This is a genomic window from Burkholderia latens, assembly GCF_001718795.1.
GTDB lineage: Bacteria > Pseudomonadota > Gammaproteobacteria > Burkholderiales > Burkholderiaceae > Burkholderia > Burkholderia latens_A.
Window position 1 is genome coordinate 2,829,540 of sequence record NZ_CP013435.1, and the last position, 20,865, is coordinate 2,850,404.

Consider the following 20,865-nt stretch of genomic DNA (forward strand, 5'->3'; position numbering starts at 1 on the left):
CTCAGTTCGCCGGGCCGACGCCGCCGATCTTGTACTGTACGTACGACGAGTCGCGCAGCTCGCGCAGCCAGTCGGCATATGCCTGCTCGGCCTTGCGCTGGCCGATCGCCTGGCGTGCGATATCCATCTGCTGCTGCACCGAGCCTTCGGCCTCGCGGCGCTCCAGCACCTGGATCAGGTGATAGCCGTACTCGGTACGAATCGGCTGGCTGACCTGGCCGTCCTGCAGGTTGTTCATCGCCCGCTCGAATTCGGGTACGGTCTCGCCCGGGCTGATCCAGCCGAGATCGCCGCCCTGCGACGCCGAACCGTCCTGCGAGTACGTGCGCGCGAACTTCGCGAAATCGCCGCCCGCCTCGACCTGCCGGCGGATGTCCTGCAGTTGCTGGCGCGCCTGCCCTTCCGACTTGCCTTCGCCCACGCGCAGCAGGATGTGGCGCACATGCGTCTGGACGATCTTCGGTGCCGCGGCGGTCGCGCCCTGGCTCTGGCGACGGTCGACGAGACGCACGATTTCGAAGCCGTCCGGCACGCGGATCAGCGTCGGATTGACCTGACCCGGACGCAGCTTCGATGCGGCCTCGACGACGTCGGCCGGCAGCGCGCTCGGCGCCTTGAAGCCGAGGTCGCCGCCCTTCTTCGCGTCGTTCGCTTCCGAGTTGTTCTTCGCGAGCTTTTCGAAATCGGCGCCCGACGTCGCCTGCTGCAGCAGCGCTTCGGCCTTCTTCTGTGCGGCTTCGATCTCGGCCTGCGGCGCGTTGGTCGGCGCCTTGATGAAGATGTGCTGGAAGCGCAGGTCCTGCTGTTGCGACGCGTTCGGCCCGCGCTGGCTCGCGATGTAGTTCGCGACCTCGGCGTCCGACACGGTGATCTTGCCGTCGACCTCGCGCTCGCGCAGCTTCGACAGCATCAGCTCGGTGCGCGCGTCGCTCGTGAACACGTTCCAAGGCACGCCCTGCGCGACGATGCGCGCGCGATACTGGTCGAGCGTCATCCCGTTCGCCTGCGCGAGGCGCTGCAGCGTGGCCTGCACGGTCGCGTCATCGATGCGGATCCCGTCGTCTTTTGCCTTCTGCACCTGGATGCGTTCGAGCACCATCTGGTTCAGCACCTGCGCACGCAACTGGTCGGCCGGCGGCACGGGCGCGTTCTGCTGCTGCAGCCGGCGCGAGATCAGGCCGACGCGCTGGTCGAGTTCGCGGCCGGTGATCACGTCGTTGTTGACGACCGCGACGACTTCGTCGGCGAGCTGCGCGCCTTGCGAACCGAGCGCCTGCGCCGCGGCCGGCGCAGCGGCGAGCAGCGCGGCGGACGCGGCGAGGCTGGACACGACTGCCGCGAAACGAAGGGTTTTCTTCATTGCCACTGATACTCCATTGAAATCGTGCTGACCGGTGCAGACAAAGCCGGCGTTACTCGTAGTTGCTGAAGCGGGACATCGGCGGCGGCGGCGGCGGCAACGGCGTGTACCCCGGCACTCCGGCGCGGAATGCGGACACGAGCCCGTTGTCGACCGTCGACAAGCCCTTGAGCGTCAGTTGCATCATGAAGCGCGTCGACGCGTTCTGCTGCCCCGACGTATTGATGCCGTTCGCAAACCGCTGCACCCCGACGCCGAGCGCCCAGCAATCCGCGTCGTATTGTAAGCCGAGCAGACCGTCGACAACCCGGTCGGCTGCCAGGTCGTAGTTGAAGCGGCCGATCGCATACAGGCGGCGCGTGAGCGGCCACTGCGCGGACACCAGGAACTGGTTGATCGGCTGGTTGTCGAGCGTCGTGTTCGTCCGCGTATAGCGATAGCCGACGTTGATCACGCGGCGCTCGCCCGGACTGAACCCGAAACCGATGCTCGACTTCACGAGCTGGTTGTTGTTCTGGTTGTACTGGAACGCCGTCTCCGACATGAAGCCCGAGCCGAGCTTCAGCGCGGCGCCGACGATCAGGTCGGAGTGGCGCGCGAGCACCGCGCTCTGCTTGGTGTCCAGCGTCACGCGCTGGTCGGCGAAATAGTACTGCTGCGCGACCACGAAGCGCGCACGCTCGTCGCCGGTGCGCGGATCGATGAAGCGCGACGTCAGGCCCGCCGTGATCCGGTTAGCATCGGCGATGCGGTCATTGCCGACGAACGTGTTCGGCTGGTAAATCTCCGCCAGCCCGAAGTCCGACTCCGCGGTGTCGAACAGCGGCGCGTTCGACTGGTCGCGATACGGCGTGTACACGTAGTACAGGCGTGGCTCGAGGGTCTGGATGAAGTCCTGGCCGAACAGGCGCACCGAGCGGTCGAAGATCAGGCCGGAGTCGAAGCTCACGGTCGGGATCGACTCGGTGAAGCGCTTCGGGCTGTTCGGCGTGCTCGGCGACAGGTAGTTCAGATCGTACGATGCGAAGTGGTACTGGACCTTCGGCACGACGAAGTAGCCTGGGCCGTACACGCCGTATGCGATGTACGGATTGAAGACGATCCGGTCGCCTTCGGTCGCATCGGCCGTGGTGATGCGGAACCGCGAATAGTCGGCTTCCGCACCGAAGTCGAAGCCGCCGACGTTGTACTTCGTGTACTTCACGTTCAGCTGCGGCTCGCGGCTGTACGGCGCGATCGAAGGCGGCAGCGTCTGCCAGTGCTGGTAGCGCGCGAGCACCGACCACGGGCCGTTGTTGTACGTGAGGCCGGCCTCCTGCTGGTACAGCGTCTGCGTCCCGTTGACGAACTGGTTCATCGACCCAAGGTCTTCGGGATAGGTGTTGTCCGAGACCTTGTTGTAGTAGACGTAACCGCCGAAACCGCCGCCGAAGTTCTGCTGGTGCTGCCAGTAGATCGCGTAGCGGTTGCGGTGCGCGAGCCGGTCGTCCGGCAGGTAATTGGCCGTAAACGTGCCCGAATACGACGGCGACAGATAACGGAACGTCGCTTCGGTCTGCACGCCGCGCCGCGAGATGATGTGCGGCGTGATCGTCAGGTCGCGGTTCGGCGCGATGTTGAAGTAGTACGGCAGCGACAGCTCGAACCCGTTGTTCGAGTTGATCGAGAACGTCGGCGGCAGCAGGCCGCTGCGGCGCTCGCCCGACAGCGGGAACGTCATCCACGGGCTCGCGAAGATCGGCACGCCCTGGAAGAACAGCACGCCGTTGCGTGCAGTGCCTTCGTCGGCGCCCGTATCGAAGTCGAAGCGGCTGCCCTTGATGTACCACGCGGGGTCCGTCGCGCACTGGCATGCGGTGTAGGTGCCGTTGACGAACACCGAGCGCTCGCTGTCGAGCAGGTCGACGCGGTCCGCGCTGCCGGACCCGCCCGTCACGTTGAAGTGGTACTTCGGCGCCGTCATGAAGCCCTGGTTCGCCTCGACCTTCAGGTGCGCCTCGGGGCCCGCGAACGACGTACCGCCGTTGATCACCTTGACCTGGCCGTACGCATCGGCCATGTCGGTATCCTGATCGTAGTGGATCGCGTCGGCCTTCACGACCGCTTCGCCGCGGCGCAGCTCGGCCGAGCCTTTCGCGGCCATGTCCTGCTCGGCCGTGCCGCTCGTATGGTCGGCGATCACGAAGGCGGCCGGCTTCGCGCCGTCCTTCAGCGGATGATCCTCGAGCTGTGGTGCGAGGCGCAGGTCCCACGGCGAATCGAGCGGCTGCGGTTGCGCGGCCGCGCCCGACAGCTGCGCGTGCGACACGGCCGGCACGAGGCCGGGCACGGCCAGGAGCGCGAGCGCGAGCCGCCGTTTGCGCGGCGCCCCGTCACCGGGGAAGACATTCGGGAATAGCGGTTTGGGCGGCATCTATCGTTTGGCGAATCGCCCCTTGTCAGCCGCATCTGCACGGCACATCCGCGCACGACGGGCCGCACCGTCGAACCGCGACTGCGGCTCTTCGCAAACCGGGGAGGCGATCGGGCGGGCCGCGCGACAGGCCACAGGCCTGCACGGCGGAAGCTGACGCGGGGCGCGTCAAAAAAGTCGTGGGGTATTATATGGCAAGACGTTCCCCCCTCCGCCGAGTTTCATGACGCCCCCATCCGCCGCATCCCAGCCCGACGCCCGCCTCGAAGCGCTCACCGCGTGGCTGCGCCCGCTTGCCGAGCGCTACGCCCTCGACCTGTCGACCCTCGCGCCCGCATCGTCGGACGCCAGTTTCCGCCGCTATTTCCGTGTCGCATCGGCCACGAGCCCCGGCGGCTCGCTGATCGCGGTCGACGCGCCGCCGCCCGAGAAGTGCCGCGAATTCGTCCAGGTCGCGCAGCTGCTCGCGTCGGCTGGCGACCACGTGCCGGACGTGCTGGCCCACGATTTCGACGCAGGTTTCATGCTGGTGACCGACCTCGGCCGCAAGTCGTACATCTCGGTGCTCGATCCGGCCGATCCGGCCGCCGCCCGCCCGCTGATGCGCGACGCGCTCGACGCGCTGATCCGCTTCCAGCTGAGCTCGAAGCCCGACGTGCTGCCGCCGTTCGACGAGGCGTTCCTGCGCCGCGAAATGGAGCTGCTGCCCGAATGGTTCATCGGGCGGCACCTCGGCAAGACCGTCAGCGACGCGATGCGCGGCACGCTCGACCGCACGTTCGCGCTGCTGGTCGCCAGCGCGCATGCGCAGCCTCAGGGCTTCATGTTGCGCGATTTCATGCCGCGCAACCTGATGGTGTGCGAGCCGAACCCGGGCGTGCTCGACTTCCAGGACGCCGTGTACGGGCCGCTGACGTACGACGTCGTGTCGCTGCTGCGCGACGCGTTCATCAGCTGGGACGAGGAGTTCGAGCTCGACTGCTTCGCGTACTACTGGGAAAAGGCGAAGAAGGCCGGCCTGCCGGTCGAGCCGGATTTCGGCGAGTTCTACCGCCAGCTCGAATGGATGGGGCTGCAGCGCCACATCAAGATCCTCGGCCTGTTCGCGCGCATCAATTACCGCGACGGCAAGCCGCATTACGTCGCGGACCTGCCGCGCTTCCTTGCATACGCGCGCAAGGTCGCACTGCGCTACCGCCCGCTCGTGCCGTTCGCAAAGCTGCTCGACGAGCTCGAGGGCAAAGGCGCGGCCGAAGTCGGCTATACGTTCTGAACGCCCTCACCGCCTCCATTTTCAGCCGAACATGAGCACTACCCTGACCACGGCGATGATCTTCGCCGCCGGCCGCGGCGAACGGATGCGCCCGCTGACCGACACCCGCCCGAAGCCGCTGCTCGAAGCCGGCGGCAAGCCGCTGATCGTCTGGCAGATCGAGGCGCTGGCACGCGCGGGCGTCGACACGATCGTGATCAACCACGCGTGGCTCGGCGAGCAGCTCGAGGCGACCCTCGGCGACGGTTCGCGCTGGGGCGTGCGGCTCGCGTATTCGGCCGAAGGCGAAGCGCTGGAAACCGCGGGCGGCATCGCGAAGGCGCTGCCGCTGCTCGAACGCGACGGGCGGCCGACGGTGTTCGCCGCAGTGGCCGGCGACGTGTATTGCGGATTCGACTACCGGACGCTTGCCGCGCGCGCCGCGCAGATGGCCGCGCTCGACGCGCCCGCGATGCATCTCGTGATGGTGCCGAACCCGCCGTTCCACCCGGCCGGCGATTTCGTGCTGCGTGAAGATGGCCGGCTCGCGCTCACCGGTGCGCCGCGCGTCACGTTCGGCAGCATCGGCGTCTACGACACGCGAATGTTCCGCGACATCGAGCCCGGCACGCACCGCGCGCTGTCGCCGTACTTCAAGGCGACGATCGAAGCCGGCCGCGCGACCGGCGAATTGTATGAAGGCATCTGGGAGAACGTCGGCACGCCCGCGCAGCTCGGCGAGCTCGACGCGCGACTGCGTGCCGCGGCGGGCTGAGCGCCGCCCGCCGTCCGCGCTCACGCGGCCTCGGCCGCTTCCCCGCCCGCGGCTGCGCGCTGTTGCTGCAGCGCCCACATCTGCGCATACAGCCCGTCCGCGCGCACGAGTTCGTCGTGCGTGCCGCGCTCGACGATGCGCCCGTGATCCATCACGAGAATCTGCTGCGCATGCACGACCGTCGACAGCCGGTGCGCGATCACGAGCGTCGTGCGATGCCGCGCGATCTGGTCGAGCTCGTGCTGGATCGCGCGCTCCGAGCGCGAATCGAGTGCGGACGTCGCCTCGTCGAACAACAGCACCGGCGGATCCTTCAACAGCGTGCGCGCGATCGCGACGCGCTGCTTCTCGCCGCCCGACAGCTTCAGCCCGCGCTCGCCGACCGGCGTGTCATAGCCTTTCGGCAAGCTCTCGATGAATTCGTGGATGTGCGCGGCGCGCGCGGCCGCGATCACTTCGTCGCGGCTCGCGGTCGGCCGGCCATATGCGATGTTGTAGTAGATCGAATCGTTGAACAGCACGGTGTCCTGCGGCACGATCCCGATCGACGCGCGCAGCGAGTCCTGCGTGACGTCGCGAATGTCCTGGCCGTCGATGCGAATCGCGCCGCCCGTTTGCCGGTCGAGATCGTAGAAGCGGAACAGCAGCCGCGACAGCGTCGACTTGCCGGAACCGCTGTGGCCGACCACCGCGGTCGTCGTGCCTGCGTCGATCGTGAACGTCACGTCGTGCAGGATCTGCCGCGACGCCTCGTACGAGAAGTTCACGTGCTCGAAGCGCACCTGCGCGCCGGACACCGCGAGCGGACGTGCGTCGGGCAGGTCCGCGACTTCCTTCGCGGCCGACAGCAGCCCGAACATCCGGTCCATGTCGGTCAGGCTCTGCTTCAGTTCGCGATACACGACGCCGAGGAAATTCAGCGGGATGTACAGCTGCAGCATGAACGTGTTGATCAGCACCAGATCGCCGAGCGTCAGCTTGCCGGCCAGCACGCCCTGCGTCGCCCGCCACAGGATGAACACGAGCCCGGTGCCGATGATCGCCTGCTGGCCGAAGTTCAGCACCGACAGCGAGTTCTGCGAGCGGATCGCGGCCTTGCGGTAGCGCTTCAGATTCTCGTCGTAGCGCTGCGCTTCCCACTCCTCGTTGCCGAAGTACTTCACCGTCTCGTAGTTGATCAGCGAATCGATCGCCCGCGAGTTGGCCCGCGAATCGAGTTCGTTCATCGTGCGGCGAAAGTGCGTGCGCCAGTTCGTGACCTTCACCGTGAACACGATGTACGTGACGAGCGCCGCGAACGTGACATACGCGTAGTAGGCGTCGTACTTGACGACGAAGAAGCCGAGCACGAGCCCGACTTCGACGAGCGTCGGCAGGATGCTGTACAGCGAATAGGAGATCAGTTGCTGGATGCCGCGCGTGCCGCGCTCGATATCGCGCGACATCCCGCCTGTCTGCCGCTCGAGATGGAACCGCAACGACAGCCCGTGCAGATGCCTGAACACCTGCAGCGCAAGCTGGCGCACCGCGCTCTCGGTGACCTTTGAAAACAGGATCTCGCGCAGCTCGGTGAACAGTGACGTCGACAGCCGCACGAGCGCATATGCGACGACCAGCAGCCCGACGCCGCCCGCGAGCACGATCCCCGCCGACTGCTCGGCGCGGCCGAGCGCGGTGAGCTGCTGCACGGCGGACAGGTGATCGACGATGCGCTTCATCACGACCGGCACGCCCAGGTTCGCGACCTTCGCGCCGATCAGACAGCCGAGCGCAAGTGCGACGCGCCACTTGTAGGTAACGAGGTACGGCAGCAGCGACCGGATGGTCTGCCAGTCGTTGCGAGGCCCGGTCGGAGCCGGCGCGGGCTCGCCGGAAGCGGAGTATCGGCGCATGGGGGAATGGATCGGCGGCGATGCGAAACGCGTGCTGCGGCGCTCGACTCGCGTGCTTTCTCGTACAATTTGCGAACGTTGTATTGTCGCAGAAGCCGTTACGCGCCGCTGCCGGCGGCCTCGCCGGCCAGGCTGCGCGCGGCGGCGCATTTATTACAGGATGAAAGCCCCCGCCATGACCGATTCGACCCTCGAACTCCCGCAGAAGCAGCCCGCGCTGCGCGTCGTCCCGCAACCGCACGACGCGAACGTCCACGGCGACGTGTTCGGCGGCTGGATCATGTCGCAGGTCGACATCGCCGGCTCGATTCCCGCGAGCCAGCGCGCAAACGGCCGCGTCGCAACGGTGGCGGTCAATTCGTTCGTGTTCAAGCAGCCGGTGTTCGTCGGCGACCTGCTGAGCTTCTACGCGACCATCACGCGCACCGGCAACACGTCGGTGACGGTCGACGTCGAGGTCTACGCGCAGCGCATGCGGCTGATGGGCGAAATCGTGAAGGTTACCGAAGCGACGCTCACCTACGTCGCGACCGGCCCCGACCGCAAGCCCCGTCAGCTGCCGCCGCTGTAAGCGCGCACCGGCGCCGCAGCGCCCGCGACACAGCCCGGAACCGATCAGTGCGTGGCCGTCAGCCCGAACTCGCGCATCGCCGGCACGAAGTCGTGATTGAGCGTCGGCTTGCGCGACAGCTTCATCAGCACGTAGCGCTGGAACGGTGCAAGCCGCTGCCACTGCGCGAGCGTCGGCGCCGGCAGCCCGGCCAGCGCGCTCTGCTGCACGAGCGCGTCCGGCACCGTATCGGTCGCGCGCCAGCCCGGCTGCTCGTCCGGCTGAAACCACGACGGCTCCAGGTCGGCATGCGTACGCAGCATTTCGAACAGCGCATGGTCGAAGTTGGGCTCGATCGCGGTGTCGTCGTCGGCCGGAAACCGCGCGAGCAGCTTGCGGTCCTCGAGCGGCAGCAACTGCCACTGCTCGAGGGAAATCCGCAGCCCGAAGCGGTCGAGATTGAAGCGCACGATCATCGGGATGTACGTCAGGTTTTCCGACGAATCGTGTTCGAAATTGAATAGCAGCGGAGCGTCGCTGAGTCCCATGATCGTTACCTGAATGGCGATGCCGGCGCGGCCGGCCTGCCTGGGGTATTTTAGAACCTCTGCGCGCGAGCGGCGCATGCGATCGCCGCCGCCGCCTCGAATCAACGGGAGTGCTCGTGAATCCGACCGAAACAGAAGAGCCGCGCGGCGCGATCGAGCTGTCCGTGCGCCGCGCGCGCCGCGGCGCCGTCGAAACCGCGCACGACTACGTCGGCCAGGAGTGGCCGGTCGCGCTCGTCTTCAACGGCATCTCGCATGCGGTGATGATGTGCACGCCGCGCGATCTCGAAGCGTTCGCAGTCGGCTTCGCGATCTCGGAAGGGATCGTCGAGCGCGGCAGCGACATCAAGGACATCGACGTGATCCTGCACGCCGACGCGCCGCTGCCGCACGCCGAGGTGCATCTCGAAGTCGTCCAGCAGGCGTTCGCCGCGCTGAAGGACCGGCGCCGCGCGCTCGCCGGGCGCACCGGCTGCGGCGTGTGCGGGATCGAAAGCATCGACCTGCTCGATCTTGCGCCCGAACGCGTGCCCGACACCGGCTTCCTCGCGCGCCTCGCGCCCGACGCGCTCGCGCGTGCGGCTCATGCGCTGCCGGCGCACCAGGCGCTCACGCAGCTCACCGGCGGCCTGCACGCGGCCGCGTGGTGCGATGCAACAGGCGCGATCCGGATGGCATTCGAGGACGTCGGCCGCCACAACGCACTCGACAAACTGATCGGCTCGCTGGTGCTGTCGCGCGGCGACACCACCGACGGGTTCGTGTTCCTGTCGAGCCGCGCGAGCTACGAACTGGTGCGCAAGTCGGCGCGAGTCGGCATCCCGATGGTCGCGACCATTTCCGCGCCGTCGTCGCTCGCGATCGCGATCGCGAGGACGGCCGGCCTGCGGCTCGTGAGCTTTTGCCGCGAAACCGGCCACGTGGATTACGGCACGGCCTGATGCGGCCGGTGCGGCCCGCGCCCGCGCACGACCGCCGGCGCAGGCCGACGTTGTCAGTCGAACTGGCGGAAATCCGGTTTGCGCTTCTCGAAGAAGGCGGTCATCGCCTCGCGCGCCTCGGGGGCGCGCAGCATCGCGGAGAAGTGCGCGGCTTCCTCGTTCATCCGCGCGGCGACCGCCACGCCGCCCGTCTCCTTCAGCAGCGCCTTGGTCACACGCAGCGACGACGCCGGCAGTGCCGCGAGCTTCGCCGCCTGCTTCGCCGCGAACGCGTCGAGCTCGGCCGCCGGCAGCACGCGATTGACGATGCCGATCCGGTGTGCTTCGAGCGCGTCGAACGCTTCGCCGAGCAGCAGTTTTTCGGCGGCGATCTGATGGCCGGCCAGACGCGGCAGCAACACGCTCGATGCGGCCTCCGGGCACAGGCCGAGCTGCGCGAACGGCAGCGAGAACGTCGCGGTGTCGGCAGCGTAGACGAGGTCGCAATGCAGCAGCATCGTCACGCCGACGCCAACCGCGACGCCCGGCACCGCCGCGACGATCGGCTTGCTCGCGGTGCTGATTCGCGCGAGGAACTGGAACACCGATGCGTTCTCGTCCGTCGGCGGCGCCTTCAGGAAATCCTCGAGATCATTACCCGCGCTGAAATTGCCGTCGCTGCCGCGCAGCAGGATTACGCGAACCGATTTGTCTTCCTGCGCGTCGGCGAGCGCGTCGGCCATCGTTTGGTACATCGCCGCCGTCAGCGCATTCTTCTTCGCCGGGCGCGCGATCGTGATCGTCATCACGCCTTCGGCGCGTTCCACTTGAATGTCGGACACCACCGTCTCCTTGTCTTGCCCCTACCGAAATGAAAAACGGTGCGCGAGCTCGTGGCCCGCGCACCGTCGTCGCTCTTCGTTGCGTCCCGCTTACAGGCGTTCGATGATGCCCGCCGCACCCATGCCGGTGCCGACGCACATCGTGACCATCCCGTACTTCAGGTTGCGGCGCCGCAGCCCGTGCACGACGGTCGCCGCGCGGATTGCGCCGGTCGCGCCGAGCGGGTGGCCGAGTGCGATCGCGCCTCCCAACGGGTTGACCTTCGACGGATCGAGGCCAAGGTCGCGCATCACCGCCAGCGACTGTGCGGCGAATGCCTCGTTCAGTTCGATCCAGTCAAGGTCGTCCTGCTTCAGGCCCGCGGCTTTCAACGCGGCCGGAATCGCTTCCTTCGGACCGATGCCCATGATTTCCGGCGGCACGCCGCGCACCGCGAAGCTCACGAAGCGCGCGAGCGGCGTCAGGTTGAACTCCTTGAGCACCTTCTCCGATACGACGAGCAGCGCGCCCGCGCCGTCCGACGTCTGGGAGCTGTTGCCGGCCGTGACCGAGCCCTTGTTCGCGAACACCGTGCGCAGCTTCGCGAGGCCTTCGAGCGACGTATCCGCGCGCGGGCCTTCGTCGAGCTTGATCTCGCGCGTCTTCACGTCGATCTCGCCGGTCGCGAGGTTCGGGAAGCGCTCGGTGATCGTGTACGCGGCGATTTCGTCGCCGAATTCGCCGGCCTGCTGTGCGGCGAGCGCCTTGCGGTGCGATTCGACCGAGAACGCGTCCTGGTCTTCGCGGCTCACCTTCCACTGCTCGGCGACGCGCTCGGCCGTCAGACCCATCCCGTACGCGATGCCGAAGTCTTCACTGCGATCGAAGATGTGCGGCGACATCGACGGCTTGTTGCCCATCATCGGCACCATGCTCATCGATTCGCACCCGCCGGCGAGCAGCGCGTCCGATTCGCCGACGCGGATGCGGTCCGCCGCCATCGCGAGCGCGGTGATGCCCGACGCGCAGAAGCGGTTGACCGTCACGCCGCCGACCGTCTGCGGCAGGCCCGCGAGCAGCGCACCCATCCGCGCGACGTTCAGCCCCTGCTCGGCTTCGGGAATCGCGCAGCCGATGATCGCGTCCTCGATCACCTTCGTGTCGAGACCCGGCACCTGCGCGACCGCCGACTTGATCGCGTGAACCAGCAGCTCGTCCGGCCGCGTGTTCTTGAAGAAACCGCGCGGAGCCTTGCCGATCGGGGTGCGGCTGGCGGCGACGATGTATGCGTCTTGCAATTGTTTGCTCATTTGAGACTCCTTGGCCTGTCGACCAGTGCTTGCGCGTCGGCGCTCACCCTGGTCCCATGCTGTGCACTCGCTCAGTTACGCACCGGCTTGCCGGTCTGCAACATGCCCATGATCCGTTCCTGCGTCTTCTGCGTGCCGAGCAGCTCGACGAATGCGCGGCGCTCGAGCGCGAGCAGCCATTCTTCGTCGACGAGGCTGCCCGCTTCGACGTCGCCGCCGCACACGGCTTCGGCAATGCGGCTCGCGATCAGGAAGTCGTGGTCGCTGATGAAGCGGCCGTCACGCATGTTGACGAGCGATGCCTTGATCGTCGCGATTGCGGAGCGACCGGCGACCGGCACGTCCTTCGCGCGCAGCGGTGCGCGGTAGCCGGTGTCGGCCAGCGCACGCGCTTCCTTCTTCGCGGTGTCCAGCAGTTCGAACACGTTGAAGACGATCGTGTCCGACGGCTTCACGTAGCCCATCGCACGCGCATCGTGCGCGGACGACGACACCTTCGCCATCGCTGCGTTCTCGAACGACTTCGTGACGAACTTCAGGATGTCGGTGGTCGCGTTCGCGGCCGTGGCGGCTTCCGCCGCGCGCAGCGCCGCTTCCTTCAGGCCGCCGCCCGCCGGCACGAGGCCGACGCCCACTTCGACCAGACCGATGTAACTCTCGACGTGCACGACGCGCTTCGCGCTGTGCAGCATCAGCTCGCACCCGCCGCCGAGCGCGATGCCCGACACGGCCGCCACGACCGGCACGTTCGCGTACTTCACGCGCAGCATGCCTTCCTGGAACTTCTTCACGAACGGCTCGATGCCCTTCGCGCCGCCCATCATGAACGCGGGCATCGCTTCCTCGAGGTTCGCGCCGGCCGAGAACGGGCCGCCCGGCGTGCCGAGCTTCAGCGACGTCGGCTGCCAGATCACGACGCCCTTGTAGTCCTTCTCCGCGAGTTCGATCGCCTGCACGAGGCCGTCGATCACGCTCGGTCCGATCGTGTTCATCTTCGACTTGAACGATACGATCACGACGTCGTCCTCACCGGCACGGTCGTCGACCCATGCGCGCACCGCGTCGGTCTCGAACAGCGTCTTGCCGTACGTCTTCGGGTCGGCGCCCGCTTCGCCGATGAGCGGCGCGCGGAACACCTGCTTGCGGTACACGGCGAGATCGGAACGCGGCACGAAGCGCTTCGACGCCGGCGCCCACGAGCCTTCGGCCGTGTGCACGCCGCCCTTCTCCGCGACCGGGCCTTCGAGCACCCACGACGGCAGCGGCACGTTCGCGAGCGCCTTGCCCGCCGCGATGTCTTCCTGAACCCATTCTGCAACCTGCTTCCAGCCGGCGGCCTGCCAGCCTTCGAACGGGCCTTCGTTCCAGCCGAAGCCCCAGCGGATCGCGAGGTCGACGTCGCGCGCGTTGTCGGCGATCGACTCGAGATGCACGCCGATGTAGTGGAACACGTCGCGGAAGATCGACCACAGGAACTGCGCGTGCGGATGGTTGGTCTCGCGCAGCAGCTTCAGGCGTTCCGCCGGCGGACGCTTCAGGATGCGGCCGACGGTTTCGTCCGCCTTCGCGCCCGAGTCGACGTAGGCGCCCGTCTTCGCGTCGAGCACCTTGATCGCCTTGCCTTCCTTCTTGTAGAAGCCGCCGCCCGTCTTCTGGCCGAGCGCACCCTGCTTCACCAGCTCGGCGAGCACGGCAGGCGTCTGATAGACCGGGAAGAACGGATCGTCGGCGAGGTTGTCCTGCATCGTCTTGATCACGTGCGCCATCGTGTCGAGGCCGACCACGTCCGCGGTGCGGAACGTCGCCGACTTCGCGCGGCCGAGGCGGCTGCCCGTCAGATCGTCGACTTCGTCGAAGCGCAGGCCGAACTTCGCGGCCTCGGTGATCACGGCGAGAATCGAGAAAATGCCGACGCGGTTCGCGATGAAGTTCGGCGTGTCCTTAGCACGCACGACGCCCTTGCCGACGACGCTCGTCAGGAAGGTTTCGAGCTGGTCGAGGATTTCCGGACGCGTATGCGCGGTCGGGATCAGCTCGACGAGGTGCATGTAGCGCGGCGGGTTGAAGAAGTGCACGCCGCAGAAGCGTGCCTTCAGCTCGTCCGAGAAACCTTCGGACAGCTTCGTGATCGACAGCCCCGACGTGTTGGTTGCGAAGATCGCATTCGGTGCGATGTGCGGCGCGACTTTCTTGTACAGATCGTGCTTCCAGTCCATGCGCTCGGCGATCGCTTCGATCACGACGTCGCATTCGGCGAGCTTCGCGATGTCGTCTTCGTAGTTCGCGGCTTCGAGGTATTTCGCGTCGTCTTTCACGCCGAACGGCGCGGGCGACAACTTCTTCAGGTTCTCGATCGCCTTCAGCGCGATCGCGTTTTTCGGGCCTTCCTTGGCCGGCAGGTCGAACAGCAGCACCGGCACGCGCGCGTTGACGAGGTGCGCGGCGATCTGCGCGCCCATCACGCCGGCGCCCAGCACGGCGACCTTGCGAATCAGGAAATTGCTCACGGGATGTCTCCGGATAATGTCGTGCAGCGCGGGTCAGGAAGGCTGCACGGCGAAGTGAGTACCAGGAACCGTTGCGTTCGGGCGGCGCGCGATGCGCACCGCCCGGCTTGCATCAGAACAGCGATTCGTCGACTTCCATCAGCGTCTTCGAACCGGCGCGCGCGGCGCGGATCGTCGCGGCCGTTTCGGGCAGCAGGCGCGCAAAGTAGAAGCGTGCCGTCGCGAGCTTCGACTTGTAGAACGGATCGCCCGACGCTTCCTTGTCGAGCGCGATGCGCGCCATGCGCGCCCAGAAGTACGAGAACACCAGGTGACCGACGGTGCGCAGGTACGGCACGGCGGCGGCGCCCACTTCGTCCGGGTTCTGCATCGCCTTCATGCCGATTTCCATCGTCAGCTTCTGCACCTTTTCACCGATGTCGGCGAGCGGGTTGATGAACTCGGCCATCTCCGGCTTCACACCTTCGGCTTCCGCGAATTCGGTGACGAGCTTGCCGAACTTCTTCAGCTTCGCACCCATGTCGCCGAGCACCTTGCGGCCGAGCAGGTCCAGCGACTGGATCGAGTTCGTGCCTTCGTAGATCATGTTGATCCGCGCGTCGCGCACGTATTGCTCCATCCCCCATTCGGAGATGAAGCCGTGGCCGCCGAAGATCTGCATCGCGTGGTTGGTCGACTCGAACGCGTTGTCGGTCAGAAACGCCTTGATGATCGGCGTGAGGAGCGCGACGAGGTCGGCCGCTTCCTTGCGCACGGCTTCGTCGGCGTGCGAAAGCTCCTTGTCGATCTGCAGCGCGGACCAGTACGTGAAGGCGCGCGCACCTTCCGCATAGGCCTTCTGCGTGAGCAGCATGCGGCGCACGTCCGGATGCACGATGATCGGGTCGGCCGGCTTGTCCGGTGCCTTCGGGCCGGTCAGCGAACGCATCTGCAGACGCTCCTTCGCGTACGCGAGCGAGTTCTGGTACGCAACTTCCGTGAGGCCCAGGCCCTGCATGCCGACGCCCAGACGCGCGGCGTTCATCATCACGAACATCGCGTTCAAGCCCTTGTTCGGCTCGCCGACCATCCAGCCCTTCGCGTTGTCGAGGTTCATCACGCACGTCGAGTTGCCGTGGATGCCCATCTTGTGTTCGATCGAGCCGCACTTGATGCCGTTGCGCTCGCCCGGTTCGCCCGATGCGTCCGGAATGAACTTCGGCACGATGAACAGCGAGATCCCCTTCGTGCCTTGCGGTGCGTCCGGCAGGCGCGCGAGCACGAGATGGATGATGTTCTTCGACATGTCGTGCTCGCCGCTCGAGATGAAGATCTTCGTGCCGCTGATCGAGTACGAGCCGTCGCCGTTCGGTTCGGCCTTGGTGCGCAGGATGCCGAGGTCGGTGCCGCAATGCGGTTCGGTCAGGCACATCGTGCCCGTCCATTCGCCCGACACGAGCTTCGGCAGGTATTGCTGCTGGAGTTCCGGCGCGCCGTGCGCGTGCAGGCATTCGTACGCACCGTGCGACAGGCCCGGATACATCGTCCATGCCTGGTTCGCCGAGTTCAGCATTTCGTAGAGCGCGTTGTTCACGAACGCGGGCAGGCCCTGGCCGCCGTAGTCCGGATCGCAGCCAAGCGCCGGCCAGCCGGCCTCGACGTACTGCTGGTACGCTTCCTTGAAGCCGGTCGGCGTCTTCACGACGCCGTCGCCTTCATACGTGCAGCCTTCGCGGTCGCCGACCTGGTTCAGCGGAAACAGCACCTCGGAGCAGAACTTGCCCGCTTCCTCCAGGACCTGGTTGATCGTGTCGGCGTCGAGGTCCGCATGCTTGGGCATTTGCTTGACTTCGGCTTCGACGTTCAGAAGCTCGTGCAACACGAATTGCATGTCGCGCAGCGGCGCGGCGTACTGTCCCATGACTCTCTCCAAAGGTGGGCAAAACGGCTCGAGCTCCTGGCGGGCGGATCACGCGCCGCTAACGGCTCTCGCTCTGATACGAAACGATCGTCTTTTCCAGCGCGGCCCACGTGAGGCGCACGGCATCCGGCGAATGCAGGAAGCGGGCGTCGTGATGCAGGCCGAGCGTGAAGCTGTACAACTCGAAGAGCATCAGGTCCGGATCGGTATCCGCACGCAGATGGCCTTCTTCCTTCGCCTGCGAAATGGCGCGCAGCAACGCGGCACGCCAGGCGGTCACGCTCGCGATCAACTGCTCGCGCACGGGGCTGTCAGGCCGGTCGTCATACTCGACGGCGCCGCTGATGTAGATGCAGCCAGTCGTCACCTCCTGGATGCGCTTCTCGATCCAGCGCGCCAGCATCGCCCGCAGGCGCGGCAGACCGCGCGGCTCGCGCAGGCTCGGAAAGAACACCTCGTTCTCGAAACGATGGTGATATTCGCGGACGACCTCGACCTGCAGATCCTCACGCGATCCGAAGTGCGCGAACACACCGCTCTTGCTCATCTGCATGCGCTCGGCCAGCAGGCCGATCGTCAGCCCCTCCAGCCCGTCACGGCTGGCGAGGTCCAAAGCAGCTTCGAGTATCGCGGCACGCGTCTGTTCGCCTTTTCGCATAGCTTTTTCTGTAACCGTTCGGGGGTTCGAATAAAATCGAACGGCCGTACTATTATTGAGTGCGGCCGCTCGCGAAACAAGGAAATTATTAGAAACCGGTGTCTAACCGAGCCGCTATTTTGCGCGATTCCGGCCGGGCCGGAGCGGCTTTTCCGCACGAACGTGCGGACGGATTTTTGAAGGGAACGCTTAGTCGTAACCGCCGACCGTCAGTGCCTTCATCACGATGCGGTACGTGTTGTACGCGAGCCAGTTCAGCATACGCTCGATGCGTGGCCGTGCGGCGTAGCGCGCGGGGTCGATTTCGCGCCCTTCGGTGAACGCCGCCGCGATCGCATCGCGCAACTCGGTCGTCACCGCGTCGTAGCGCACCAGCACCACGTTCGCTTCGTTGTTGAGCATCAGGCTCAGCGCGTCGAGGTTCGACGAACCGACCGTCGCCCAGTTGTCGTCGATCACCGCGACCTTGCCGTGCAGGATCGTCTTGTCGTACTCGGCGACGCGCACACCGGCGCGCAGCAGCGCGTGATACAGGAACGGCACCGCCGTATCGAGCGCCGTGAACTCCTTGCGGCCTATCAGGATCCGCACGTCGACGCCGCGGCGCGCGGCGCCGGTCAGCGCCCGACGCAGCTTGCGCCCGGGCATGAAATACGGGTTCGCGAGCAGGATCTGCTGGCGAGCCTGGCCGATCGCGGCGAGATACGCCTTCTCGATTGCGCGGCGGTTCACGACGTTGTCGCGCGCGACGAACGCGACGCTCGGCTCGGTCACGACCCGCAGCGCGCCAGCCTTGATCCAGCGGTGGCTGCGCATCCAGCGCCGGAACATGTCCGGGAACGCCTCGCCGCCATGCAGCCCGGCCGCATACTGCGCATACGGCTTGTGGCCGAACTGGATCCGGTGCCACTGCAGTTCGAATGCGGCGCGCACGTCCGCCACCGCGGGCCCGGCCATCTCGACCGCGAAATCCCAGCGCGCAAACGGCAGCGTCGCGCTGCCCTGCGTGTAGTCGTCGACGATGTTGATGCCGCCGCAGAACGCGGCAGCATGATCGGTCACGGCGAGCTTGCGATGCGTGCGGGAGAAGCCGAAGCGGCCGAACAGGTAGCGGTTGTAGATGCAATGTTCGACGCCGGCCTCGGCCCACGTATCGAACAGCGGCAGTCGCGCGGTACCGACGCCGTCGGTGATCACGCGCACGCGCACGCCGCGCTGCGCCGCGCGAATCAATGCATCCGACACCGGCCGCCCGGCCGCGTCGTCGCAGAAGATGTAGGTTTCGAGCATCACCTGCTCGCGGGCTGCGTCGATCCGCTCGATCAGCGCCTGGAAGAATTCGGCGCCGGTCTCGCAGAGCCGCACCGTGTTGCCGGTCGTGAAGGCGAGCCGCGACGCGGAGCCGCGCTCCTGCAGGAACATCTGCCGCAATTGCGCGAAGCGCTTGCGGGCTTCCGCATTCATGCGGACGAGCCCTGCGGCGCCCGCGCGAGCGACACGCGCACGGGCAGTTGCAGGATCGCCTCGGCATTCGACGGCGAGAAACAGCGCGCGGCCGCCTCGCGGTACGGCAGCCATGCATAGTCGACATGCTCGCGCGGCGACAGCGTGACGTCGACGCGGTGCGGCACGCAGAGGCCGAACCAGTGCTCGACGTTGCGCGTGACGCCCGGCGCGTAGCGATGCAGGTACTGCGGATAGATCGTGTATTCGATCCGATGATGCCAGTCGATCAGCGCGGTGGCCGGCACGTCGCGCGTGCCGACCGCGATGCCGGTTTCCTCGACCACTTCGCGCGCAGCCGTCAGCGCGAGCGGTTCGTCAAGCGAGTCCTTCGATCCGGTCACCGACTGCCAGAAATCGGGCTGATCGGCACGCTTGATCACCAGCACGTCGAGGTCGGGCGTGTAGATCACGACGAGAACGGATTCGGGAATTTTCGGCGGCTTCGTCATCTCTGTTTCATGCGGCACAGGGCCGTTCGCCGGGCCTGCGCCCGAACGTGCGGCAAGTGCTGCGACTGTACCGCAAAAAAACGAAAAAGGCGCACGAAGCGCCTTTTTCGTCGGGCATCGTGCACGCGCCGCCGCGCGCACGATCCAGAACAAGCGTTACGCCTGCGGCTGCTCCGGCTGACGCAGACGGATGTGCAGTTCGCGAAGCTGACGCTCGTCGACCGGACTCGGTGCCTGCGTCAGCAGATCCTGCGCGCGCTGCGTCTTCGGGAACGCGATCACGTCGCGGATCGAGTCGGCACCGGCCATCATCGTGACGATGCGGTCGAGACCGAACGCGATACCGCCGTGCGGCGGCGCGCCGTACTGCAGCGCGTCCAGCAGGAAGCCGAACTTCGCCTGCGCCTCTTCCGCGCCGATCTTCAGCGCGCGGAACACCTTGCTCTGCACTTCCTCGCGGTGGATACGCACCGAGCCGCCGCCGATTTCCCAGCCGTTCAGCACCATGTCGTACGCCTTCGCGAGGCAGCGGCCCGGGTCGGTCTCGAGGTATTCGAGGTGCTCGTCCTTCGGGCTCGTGAACGGGTGGTGCGCCGCGACGTAGCGCGCGTCTTCGTCGTCGTATTCGAACATCGGGAAGTCGACGACCCACAGCGGCTTCCAGCCGGCCTCGACGAGGCCGTTCGCCTTGCCGAATTCCGAGTGGCCGATCTTCAGGCGCAGCGCGCCGAGGCTGTCGTTCACCACCTTCGCGCGGTCGGCCGCGAAGAAGATGATGTCGCCGTCTTCAGCGCCGGTGCGCTCGAGGATCGCGGCAATCGATGCGTCGTGCAGGTTCTTGACGATCGGGCTTTGCAGGCCGTCGCGGCCCTTCGCCTTCTCGTTGACCTTGATCCATGCGAGGCCCTTCGCGCCGTAGATGCGTACGAATTCCGTGTAGCCGTCGATGTCGCCGCGCGACAGCTCGGCGCCCTTCGGCACGCGCAGTGCCGCGACGCGGCCGTCCTTCGCGTTGGCCGGCGTGCTGAACACCTTGAAGTCGACGTCCTTCATCGCGTCGGTCAGCTCGGTGAATTCGAGCTTCACGCGCAGGTCCGGCTTATCGGAGCCGAAACGCGCCATCGCTTCCGAGTACGGCATCACCGGGAATTTCGCGTCGAGTTCGACGTTGATCGTCGTCTTGAAGATGTGACGGATCATGTCCTCGAACAGGTCGCGGATTTCCTGCTCGCCGAGGAACGACGTTTCGCAGTCGATCTGCGTGAATTCGGGCTGACGGTCCGCGCGGAGATCCTCGTCGCGGAAGCACTTGGTGATCTGGTAGTAACGGTCGAAGTTCGCGACCATCAGCAGCTGCTTGAACAGCTGCGGCGACTGCGGCAGCGCGAAGAACTGGCCTGCGTTCACACGCGACGGCACGAGGTAGTCGCGCGCGCCTTCCGGCGTGCTCTTCGTCAGCATCGGCGTTTCGATGTCGATGAAGCCCTGCTCGTCGAGGTACTTGCGCGCTTCGATCGCGACGCGGTAGCGCAGACGCAGGTTGTGCTGCATCTGCGGCCGGCGCAGGTCGAGCACGCGATGCGTGAGGCGCGTCGTTTCCGACAGGTTGTCGTCGTCGAGCTGGAACGGCGGCGTGACCGACGCATTCAGCACGTTCAGTTCGTGACACAGCACTTCGATCTTGCCGCTCTTGAGGCCGGCATTGACCGTGCCTTCCGGACGATTGCGCACGAGACCCTTGACCTGCACGCAGAACTCGTTGCGCACGCCTTCGGCGGTCGCGAACATTTCCGCACGGTCCGGGTCGCACACCACCTGCACGAGGCCTTCACGATCGCGCAGGTCGATGAAGATCACACCGCCGTGATCGCGGCGGCGCTGCACCCAGCCGCACAGCGACACGGTTTGGCCCAGCAGGTGTTCGGTCACGAGACCGCAGTATTCAGTACGCATCGACATGATGTTTGCTTTCGTTCGGTTTGATCAACGGGCGCCGCAACGCG

At 66.4% G+C, this 20,865-nt stretch carries 16 protein-coding genes; 4 read left to right on the top strand and 12 right to left on the bottom strand.

The window, feature by feature from the left end; translation table 11 throughout:
- Position 1 precedes the first annotated feature (1 nt).
- Both WK25_RS13140 and WK25_RS13145 read right to left on the bottom strand, forming a co-directional pair.
- The gene (locus WK25_RS13140) at positions 2–1,360 is read right to left on the bottom strand and encodes a peptidylprolyl isomerase (protein WP_040141885.1); all 1,359 of its coding nucleotides are present in this window, start codon (positions 1,358–1,360) and stop codon (positions 2–4) included.
- A 52-nt stretch (positions 1,361–1,412) separates the two neighbouring features.
- Positions 1,413–3,773 carry an LPS-assembly protein LptD gene (locus WK25_RS13145; protein ID WP_069241741.1) on the bottom strand — a complete coding sequence of 787 codons (2,361 nt, stop codon included), beginning with the start codon at positions 3,771–3,773 and terminating at the stop codon, positions 1,413–1,415.
- Between the two features lie 223 nt (positions 3,774–3,996).
- Between WK25_RS13145 and WK25_RS13150 the strand changes: the two genes are divergently transcribed.
- Positions 3,997–5,046: an aminoglycoside phosphotransferase family protein gene (locus WK25_RS13150; protein ID WP_069241742.1), complete on the top strand. Its 1,050-nt coding sequence runs from the start codon at positions 3,997–3,999 to the stop codon at positions 5,044–5,046.
- A 31-nt stretch (positions 5,047–5,077) separates the two neighbouring features.
- The gene (murU, locus tag WK25_RS13155; protein ID WP_040141891.1) at positions 5,078–5,800 is read left to right on the top strand and encodes an N-acetylmuramate alpha-1-phosphate uridylyltransferase MurU; all 723 of its coding nucleotides are present in this window, start codon (positions 5,078–5,080) and stop codon (positions 5,798–5,800) included.
- 20 nt (positions 5,801–5,820) lie between these two features.
- Here murU and WK25_RS13160 read toward each other — a convergent pair whose 3' ends face one another.
- Entirely contained in the window at positions 5,821–7,692 is a 1,872-nt protein-coding gene (locus WK25_RS13160; protein ID WP_059548675.1) for an ABCB family ABC transporter ATP-binding protein/permease, read from the bottom strand.
- 175 nt (positions 7,693–7,867) lie between these two features.
- Here WK25_RS13160 and WK25_RS13165 point away from each other — a divergent pair, with 175 nt between their 5' ends.
- Positions 7,868–8,263, top strand: a complete 396-nt coding sequence (locus tag WK25_RS13165) for an acyl-CoA thioesterase (protein ID WP_040141895.1) — start codon at positions 7,868–7,870, stop codon at positions 8,261–8,263.
- 44 nt (positions 8,264–8,307) lie between these two features.
- Here WK25_RS13165 and WK25_RS13170 read toward each other — a convergent pair whose 3' ends face one another.
- Complete coding sequence (locus tag WK25_RS13170; protein WP_040141897.1) at positions 8,308–8,790, bottom strand: nitrate reductase associated protein; 483 nt, start codon at positions 8,788–8,790, stop codon at positions 8,308–8,310.
- Positions 8,791–8,900: 110 nt separating this feature from the next.
- Here WK25_RS13170 and fdhD point away from each other — a divergent pair, with 110 nt between their 5' ends.
- A complete protein-coding gene (fdhD, locus tag WK25_RS13175) occupies positions 8,901–9,731 on the top strand; it encodes a formate dehydrogenase accessory sulfurtransferase FdhD (protein ID WP_156789028.1) in 831 nt (276 codons plus the stop codon).
- A gap of 53 nt (positions 9,732–9,784) precedes the next feature.
- Here the strand turns inward: fdhD and WK25_RS13180 are convergent, their stop codons facing one another.
- The 8 genes from WK25_RS13180 to aspS all read right to left on the bottom strand — a co-directional run bounded on the left by WK25_RS13180 (position 9,785) and on the right by aspS (position 20,821).
- A complete protein-coding gene (locus tag WK25_RS13180) occupies positions 9,785–10,552 on the bottom strand; it encodes an enoyl-CoA hydratase (protein ID WP_040144794.1) in 768 nt (255 codons plus the stop codon).
- 90 nt (positions 10,553–10,642) lie between these two features.
- Complete coding sequence (locus WK25_RS13185; RefSeq protein WP_069241743.1) at positions 10,643–11,842, bottom strand: acetyl-CoA C-acyltransferase; 1,200 nt, start codon at positions 11,840–11,842, stop codon at positions 10,643–10,645.
- A 71-nt stretch (positions 11,843–11,913) separates the two neighbouring features.
- Positions 11,914–14,349, bottom strand: a complete 2,436-nt coding sequence (locus WK25_RS13190) for a 3-hydroxyacyl-CoA dehydrogenase/enoyl-CoA hydratase family protein (protein WP_040141900.1) — start codon at positions 14,347–14,349, stop codon at positions 11,914–11,916.
- Between the two features lie 112 nt (positions 14,350–14,461).
- On the bottom strand, positions 14,462–16,249 hold the full coding sequence (locus tag WK25_RS13195; protein WP_059548678.1) for an acyl-CoA dehydrogenase C-terminal domain-containing protein: 1,788 nt from the start codon (positions 16,247–16,249) through the stop codon (positions 14,462–14,464).
- Between the two features lie 58 nt (positions 16,250–16,307).
- Positions 16,308–16,907, bottom strand: a complete 600-nt coding sequence (locus WK25_RS13200; protein ID WP_040141903.1) for a TetR/AcrR family transcriptional regulator — start codon at positions 16,905–16,907, stop codon at positions 16,308–16,310.
- A gap of 189 nt (positions 16,908–17,096) precedes the next feature.
- Positions 17,097–18,371 (bottom strand): cardiolipin synthase ClsB, encoded by a 1,275-nt coding sequence (gene clsB, locus WK25_RS13205; protein WP_069241744.1) that lies wholly within the window; start codon positions 18,369–18,371, stop codon positions 17,097–17,099.
- The gene (gene nudB, locus WK25_RS13210) at positions 18,368–18,862 is read right to left on the bottom strand and encodes a dihydroneopterin triphosphate diphosphatase (protein WP_040141906.1); all 495 of its coding nucleotides are present in this window, start codon (positions 18,860–18,862) and stop codon (positions 18,368–18,370) included. The genes clsB and nudB overlap by 4 nt, the downstream gene beginning before the upstream one ends.
- 156 nt (positions 18,863–19,018) lie before the next feature.
- Positions 19,019–20,821, bottom strand: coding sequence for an aspartate--tRNA ligase (gene aspS / locus WK25_RS13215; protein WP_040141907.1), 1,803 nt, complete (start codon positions 20,819–20,821; stop codon positions 19,019–19,021).
- Between the last annotated feature and the right edge of the window lie 44 nt (positions 20,822–20,865).

What these genes read in the sequence shown, in the direction of transcription:
- aspS (WP_040141907.1), bottom strand. Translation starts at nt 20,821, where the DNA reads ATGTCGATGCGTACTGAATACTGCGGTCTCGTGACCGAACACCTGCTG.
- WK25_RS13185 (WP_069241743.1), bottom strand. Translation starts at nt 11,842, where the DNA reads ATGAGCAAACAATTGCAAGACGCATACATCGTCGCCGCCAGCCGCACC.
- WK25_RS13170 (WP_040141897.1), bottom strand. Translation starts at nt 8,790, where the DNA reads ATGGGACTCAGCGACGCTCCGCTGCTATTCAATTTCGAACACGATTCG.
- murU (WP_040141891.1), top strand. Translation starts at nt 5,078, where the DNA reads ATGAGCACTACCCTGACCACGGCGATGATCTTCGCCGCCGGCCGCGGC.
- nudB (WP_040141906.1), bottom strand. Translation starts at nt 18,862, where the DNA reads ATGACGAAGCCGCCGAAAATTCCCGAATCCGTTCTCGTCGTGATCTAC.
- WK25_RS13160 (WP_059548675.1), bottom strand. Translation starts at nt 7,692, where the DNA reads ATGCGCCGATACTCCGCTTCCGGCGAGCCCGCGCCGGCTCCGACCGGG.
- WK25_RS13150 (WP_069241742.1), top strand. Translation starts at nt 3,997, where the DNA reads ATGACGCCCCCATCCGCCGCATCCCAGCCCGACGCCCGCCTCGAAGCG.
- WK25_RS13145 (WP_069241741.1), bottom strand. Translation starts at nt 3,773, where the DNA reads ATGCCGCCCAAACCGCTATTCCCGAATGTCTTCCCCGGTGACGGGGCG.
- WK25_RS13165 (WP_040141895.1), top strand. Translation starts at nt 7,868, where the DNA reads ATGACCGATTCGACCCTCGAACTCCCGCAGAAGCAGCCCGCGCTGCGC.
- clsB (WP_069241744.1), bottom strand. Translation starts at nt 18,371, where the DNA reads ATGAATGCGGAAGCCCGCAAGCGCTTCGCGCAATTGCGGCAGATGTTC.
- WK25_RS13195 (WP_059548678.1), bottom strand. Translation starts at nt 16,249, where the DNA reads ATGGGACAGTACGCCGCGCCGCTGCGCGACATGCAATTCGTGTTGCAC.
- WK25_RS13200 (WP_040141903.1), bottom strand. Translation starts at nt 16,907, where the DNA reads ATGCGAAAAGGCGAACAGACGCGTGCCGCGATACTCGAAGCTGCTTTG.
- WK25_RS13140 (WP_040141885.1), bottom strand. Translation starts at nt 1,360, where the DNA reads ATGAAGAAAACCCTTCGTTTCGCGGCAGTCGTGTCCAGCCTCGCCGCG.